Origin of the sequence: Parasphingopyxis sp. (assembly GCF_052168275.1) — a bacterium.
Taxonomy (GTDB): domain Bacteria; phylum Pseudomonadota; class Alphaproteobacteria; order Sphingomonadales; family Sphingomonadaceae; genus Parasphingopyxis.
Genome location: NZ_JBQLZM010000136.1, coordinates 1 through 5625, shown reverse-complemented (window position 1 = coordinate 5625; position 5625 = coordinate 1). Strand labels below are relative to the sequence as shown.

Annotated in this window: 7 protein-coding genes and 1 pseudogene; 3 read left to right on the top strand and 5 right to left on the bottom strand. The window is 67.1% G+C overall.

The genetic code is table 11. The features are described from left to right. Positions 1–100 precede the first annotated feature (100 nt). Genes ACTS1X_RS12365 through ACTS1X_RS12350 form a run of 4 tightly spaced genes read right to left on the bottom strand, consistent with a single transcriptional unit; the run spans position 101 to position 3028 of the window. Positions 101–1294, bottom strand: a complete 1194-nt coding sequence (locus ACTS1X_RS12365) for a CCA tRNA nucleotidyltransferase (RefSeq protein WP_442614704.1) — start codon at positions 1292–1294, stop codon at positions 101–103. Continuing rightward, the gene (locus tag ACTS1X_RS12360; RefSeq protein WP_442614703.1) at positions 1291–1935 is read right to left on the bottom strand and encodes a CoA pyrophosphatase; all 645 of its coding nucleotides are present in this window, start codon (positions 1933–1935) and stop codon (positions 1291–1293) included. The genes ACTS1X_RS12365 and ACTS1X_RS12360 overlap by 4 nt, the downstream gene beginning before the upstream one ends. Beyond that, the gene (locus tag ACTS1X_RS12355) at positions 1932–2501 is read right to left on the bottom strand and encodes a DUF1285 domain-containing protein (RefSeq protein ID WP_442614702.1); all 570 of its coding nucleotides are present in this window, start codon (positions 2499–2501) and stop codon (positions 1932–1934) included. The genes ACTS1X_RS12360 and ACTS1X_RS12355 overlap by 4 nt, the downstream gene beginning before the upstream one ends. Positions 2502–2506: 5 nt before the next feature. Continuing rightward, positions 2507–3028, bottom strand: a complete 522-nt coding sequence (locus tag ACTS1X_RS12350; protein ID WP_442614701.1) for a GNAT family N-acetyltransferase — start codon at positions 3026–3028, stop codon at positions 2507–2509. 100 nt (positions 3029–3128) lie between these two features. Here ACTS1X_RS12350 and ACTS1X_RS12345 point away from each other — a divergent pair, with 100 nt between their 5' ends. Further along, on the top strand, positions 3129–3512 hold the full coding sequence (locus ACTS1X_RS12345) for a dihydroneopterin aldolase (RefSeq protein ID WP_442614700.1): 384 nt from the start codon (positions 3129–3131) through the stop codon (positions 3510–3512). After that, the gene (locus ACTS1X_RS12340) at positions 3509–4267 is read left to right on the top strand and encodes an SDR family oxidoreductase (RefSeq protein WP_442614699.1); all 759 of its coding nucleotides are present in this window, start codon (positions 3509–3511) and stop codon (positions 4265–4267) included. The genes ACTS1X_RS12345 and ACTS1X_RS12340 overlap by 4 nt, the downstream gene beginning before the upstream one ends. A 9-nt stretch (positions 4268–4276) precedes the next feature. On the opposite strand, the gene ACTS1X_RS12335 is transcribed toward ACTS1X_RS12340, so the two are convergent. Then, positions 4277–5110 carry a hypothetical protein gene (locus ACTS1X_RS12335; RefSeq protein WP_442614698.1) on the bottom strand — a complete coding sequence of 278 codons (834 nt, stop codon included), beginning with the start codon at positions 5108–5110 and terminating at the stop codon, positions 4277–4279. A gap of 174 nt (positions 5111–5284) precedes the next feature. On the opposite strand from ACTS1X_RS12335, the pseudogene ACTS1X_RS12330 reads away from it, so the two are divergent. Continuing rightward, positions 5285–5625, top strand: a pseudogene (locus tag ACTS1X_RS12330) (hypothetical protein); the annotation flags it as partial.

Sequence of the window (5625 nt, the reverse complement as noted above, 5' to 3'; positions counted from 1 at the left end):
CGGGCCGATCTTGCCCGTGATTTCGAACGCTACCGATCCACACAGGCAGCTTCCTCTGATTGCGTTTGCCATATCCCACCCTCTCCATTGTTGTCGCCCGCTAGGAGATCAGCGCGCCGGCAATCTCCCGCACCCGCGCCTCGTCCGGAAAATCCTCGGCGATCCACGCTTCCTCGATCTCCCGCAGCTTCGCCGCCACCTCGGGGCCCGCTTCCACGCCCATCGCGATCAGCTCGCCGCCCTTGAGCGGCATCTGCGCGGGCGGCGGGTTGGCGATGAGATGGGCGAGGGCGTTGCCGGTGACGATATCGTTGGTCGGGCAGAGCAGCAGCCGGTCGATCGCGCCCTCCATGCCGTGGCGATAGGCGAGGGCGCGGGGCTCGGCGGTGTCGCCGGGTATGCGCGCGGTCGCCGTGGCCAGGCGGGTGCGCTGGGCGCGCGAGAGCTTGAGCCGGGTGGCGACGCTCCGCGCCGTATCGGGTTCGGGCGGCAGCAGGGCGGCGAGGCGGCGGATTGGGTCGCCGGGCTGGTCGAAGGCCTGCTCGCGGCCGATCAGCCGGACCAGCCCGTCGGCGCTGACGACCTCCGGCAGCACGGGCGCGAAGATGCCGCGCTCGATCATCAGCGCCACCGTGTCCGACGGATCGGGCAGGGCGAGGATCTTGAGCAATTCGTCGGCGATGCGCTCGCGCGACAGCGCCATCAGGCTCTTGGCGTATTTTTCCGCCGCGGCGAGGCCGGCCGGGTTGGGCAGGCCGGCGCCGAAGCGTGCATGGAAGCGGAAAAAGCGCAATATCCGCAAATGATCCTCGGCGATCCGCTCGGCGGGCAGGCCGATGAAGCGCACGCGGCGCGCCTCGAGGTCCGCCTCGCCGCCGAAATAGTCGAATATCTCGCCGGACAGCGGATCGGCGGACAGCGCGTTGATCGTGAAGTCGCGGCGCGCGGCATCCTCTTCCCAATCCTCGCTATATTCGATCGTCGCATGCCGGCCGTCGGTGTCGACATCGCGGCGCAGGGTCGTGACTTCGATCGGCTTGCCGCCGATGACGGCGGTGACGGTGCCGTGCTTGAGGCCCGTGGGCACGACCTTGATATCGGCCGCCTGGAGCCGCCGCATCACGTCTTCGGGCGGAAAGACGGTCGCGCAGTCGACATCCTCGACCGGGATCCCGAGCAGGCTGTCGCGCACCGCCCCGCCGACGAAGCGGACCTTGCCCCGTTCGGCATCGAGCGCCGCCAGCAGCGCGTCCATCCCCGGCCAGTGCCGCCATTCGGAATCGGGCAGCCTCATCTCAAATTCTTCCCATCGCTGCGCGACAGGGAGGAACCTTCTGTCGCCGCACGCAGCCGGCGCGACAGGTTCATGATGATCGAGGCCGTCACGCCCCAGATGCGGCGGTCTTCCCAGTACATTTCGTGATAGCGGCGCAGGCGTCCCTGCCACTCGATTTCGCGTTCCCGGTAGTTCGCCGGATCGAGCAGCGTTTCGAGCGGCACTTCGAAAATCGCGGCGACCTCGCCCGCTTCCGGCACGAGATCGATGCCGGGCGGGACGACGCCGATGACCGGCGTGATATGGAACCCGGTGCCGGTCAGGTAGAGATCGGTCGTGCCGACCAGTTCCACCCGGTCGCGCGGCAGGGCGATTTCCTCCTCCGCTTCGCGCAGCGCGGCGCCGACCGGCCCCTCGTCGCCGGGATCGACCTTGCCGCCTGGAAAGGCCACCTGCCCGGGATGGCTCGGCAGTTCGTCGGTCCGCTGGGTGAGGATGACGGTCGGCGCGGGGCGGTCGACGACCGGGATCAACACCGCCGCGTCCACCGCCGCGCCCCGCGCGCGGATATCCTCGCCGCGAATGTCCGATTCGAAGATATCGAGATCGAGGCCGTGCGACCGGTCGAGCCGGGCGCGGAGCTGGGTCACCAGGCTCATGCGGGCGTGCCCCCCGGGGTGAGGGGAAAGAAGGCGCCGTTGCTGGCAATGCCGACCGGGTCGTGCGCGATCGCCCGCTCCATCAGTTCGTAATAGACGGGCCGCGCGAGCAGCGCCCAGAGATTGCCGCGGACGTGGAGATAGGGCAGCGCCGCCTCGCCCTCGCCGCGCAGTTCGAGGGAATGTTCCGGACCCGCAACGATAATGTCGCCGGTGTTGAGCCGGAATATCGCCTGCTGGCCCGCTGCCGGGTCTTCGGCGATTTTCATCTCGACCGCGAGGAACGCCGCATCCTCCACATCGATCGTCAGTCTCTCACCTGGTGTGACAAGCACATGGCTGCCATCGGGCTCGCGGCGCAGGATTGTCGAGAACAGCCGGACGAGGGCGGGGCGATTGATCGGATCGCCCTCGTGATACCAGGTCCCGTCGCGGGCGATGCGGATATCGATTTCGCCTTCGCGCTCCGGATGCCATTGCTCGACCGGCGGCAGGTTCCGGTCCTCCGCCAGCTTCGCGATGGCGTCCAGCGAGAGAGGTCCAAGATTGTCGGGAGGGGCGGCCATGGGCGTTAGTTAGGCAATCCCTCGCCCGAGCGCAAAAGATCCGGTCCGAGGCGGCCTTCGGCGGGCCAGTCGTCGCCGGCCGCGCGCAGCAATATCCGGTGCGGCTCGACCGGGCCGGGCAGGGTCCAGCCGCCGGCCGGCCCCGAGCGAAAGCCGAAGGGTTCGTAATAATCGGGATCGCCGATCATCATCGCCGACCGGCCGGCGAGATCCAGCCGCTGCGTCACGACCCGCGTCATATGCTTGCCGATGCCCTGGTTCTGGTGACCGGGATGGACGGCGACCGGGCCGACCATGACGAGCGGCCGGCATCGGCCGTCGGGCGCGTCGAGCCGGACCGGCCAGCTTTGCAGCGATCCGGCCAGCGCGCCGTCGCTCAGCGCGACGAAGGACAGCACTCGGTCCGGTTCGGTTCCCGCCCGGACAGCATAGGCGGTGCGCCCGTGCCGATCTGCTCCGAACGAGAGGTCGAGCAGGGCTTCGATCGCATCGGGCGAGACGGCGGAGAGAGGCTGGAGGGTGATCACGGAATATCGCTGGCCATTTACCTTGCCATTTACCTTGGCGGCCGTGGCGATTAGCGGTTCGCGGGCAAAAGGAAAGCGCGAATCATCTATGGCCAGCCAAATGACCGAGCCGGGAACCGACATGCTGCGGCTCGAAGTGCGCGACGTCGAAGTCATGATCCTGACCGGCATCTATTCCGAAGAGACCAAGCTGCCGCAGCCGCTGCGCATATCGGTGTCGGCCGACATGGAGGCGCGTGACCGGTTCGAACCGGATACGCCGCTGTCGCGCTCCAAAAACTATATGGACCTCAAGCACGCGATGACCGACGCGCTGCCCAAGGATCGTCACTTCACGCTGATCGAGGCGGTGGCCGACCATATCGCCGACACGATCTTTCTGCAGGACACACGTGTCCTGCAGGTGACGGTCAACATCGTGAAGCTCGCCATTTCGGAGAATGGCGAGGAGATCGGCATCACGATGGTCCGGAACAGGCGGTGAGGCTGGCGCTCGTCACCGGCGGATGCCGCCGCCTCGGCGCGGCGATCGCGGCGCGTCTGGCCCGCGATGGCTATGCGCTCGCGTTGCACGCGTCGGAGGATGCCGATCCCGAGCCGTCGCTGCTGGCGGCGATCGAGCAGGCGGGCGTGCAATGGCAGGGCATAGTCGCGGATCTTTCGGATGGGGTTCAGGCCGAACATCTCGTCGATGCGGTGGCCGACCGGTTCGGGTCGGCGCCGGACCTGCTCGTGAACAGCGCCGCGCGGTTCGGCGGCGACCGGCCGGAAAGCGCGACGATGGACACGCTGCTCTCCCATTATGCCATCAATTGCGCCGCGCCGGCCGTCCTCGCCAAATGCTTCGCCGGGCAAAAGCGCAAGGGCGGCGCGGTGATCGTCAACATCCTCGATCAGCGCATCGCGCATCCGCATGGCGACCAGTTCAGCTACACGCTGTCCAAACAGGCGCTTGCCGGGCTGACCGCAATCCTCGCCCGGGAACTCGCGCCCGATATCCGGGTCAATGCGGTCGCGCCCGGACTGACGATCCCGACCAGTGACTATGACGGCAAGATGCTCGAACGCACGGCCGAGGCCATGCCGCTCGGAAAGTTGCCGGCGCCCGCCCAGGTTGCCGACGCGGTCGCCTGGCTCGCCCAGGCCGAAGCGGTCACCGGGCAGACGCTGTTCGTGGACGGCGGCGCGCATCTGGAAGCCTTTGCGCGCGATTTTCCGAACCTGTTCGCAGCGGGCTGAGCCCCGTCGTCAACCGCGTTGCCGCGGGCAGGGCCCAAGATCCTCCATGACCATCCGGTAGTCCGCGCGCGCGACCGCCATCCGGTCGCGATCCAGATTTTCCATGCTGACTTCGGGCAGGCGGTCGGGAAGGAAACAGGCGAGGCGATACCAGAGCAGCGTGTCGCGCGCCGGCGGCGGGGAGGCCCGTTCGACGATTTCGCTCAACGAGACGGCCCATCGCGGTTCCTGGTTCGGGCGGCGCAGGATGCTGAGCGAAACCGGGCGCCCGTCGCTCGTCGCCAGAAATATCTGCGTTTCGCTTTCGCCCGGCAACGTGCCGGGCACGCTGAATGCGTTGGCGACGCCGGTCACGGTGCCCGGCGCATCGTCCGACGCCGCTTCGGACAGGATATTCCGGATCGTACGTTCGCGATCCTCGCTCCAATCGAGCTGCGCGTCGGGCGCGATCAGCTGGAGTTCGCCGCGGCGGCCAGGCACCGGCGCGGCCAGCAGGATAACCTGCCGATCGCGGATCCGCGGGCGCCGTCCATCGGCGTCGTGCGGGACGTCGACGAGATAGCTGACCCGGCCGGGCACGGCATCGGGGCTGCGAATCAGGGTATCCAATTCGACCTCGACGTAGAAACGGACATGGTTCGGCGCGACGCCGACCGCGCGCTCCGCGTCCAGACGGCGGGCCCTTTCGACGCGTGCCAGCGCGACGATCGGGGCGCCCAGCGCCAGGTCGGCCATGTCGGCGTAAGTGAGATCCGGCGCCGCCGTAAACTCCTGAGATTCCGCGCCATCGACGGCGGTGAAGATCAGTCCGAAACCGATGATCAAACTGGCGAGTCTCGGCATCAAAATCCTCCTTTGGAACATTGGGCGCGGACAATCGTCTTGTATCGTATCTGGCCAAGCGGGTAACTGTTGCGTAACGTGATTGTCGACGGTAGGGAATCGACGTCCTTCGGGCAGTGTTCGCTTCGCGTTGAATGACTGTCCTTTTTGCTAAGCCAGATGAACTGGCGCTTTATGGACACCGGGCTTTGGAGGGAGTTTCATAATTTAATGGCCTATGCTGATCAGAAGATGAGCTCGCGAAGGCTGACGGCGATCGTCGCTGTTGCGATCCTTCACGTTCTCCTCGCCTATGCGCTGATTTCGGGTTTGGCCGTGAAGGTCGCCAGGCAGGTGCAGGAGGACCTCACCGTTTTCGACGTCGAGGACGAACCGCCGCCTCCCGAGGAAGAATTGCCGCCGCCGCCGCCGGAAATTCCGGTTCCGCCACCTCCCGTCGTGGTGACGCCGCCGCCGCCGGTAGTCATCCAACGGCCGACCGTAGCACCGCGCCCGCCCGTGCCTCGCCCGCCGGC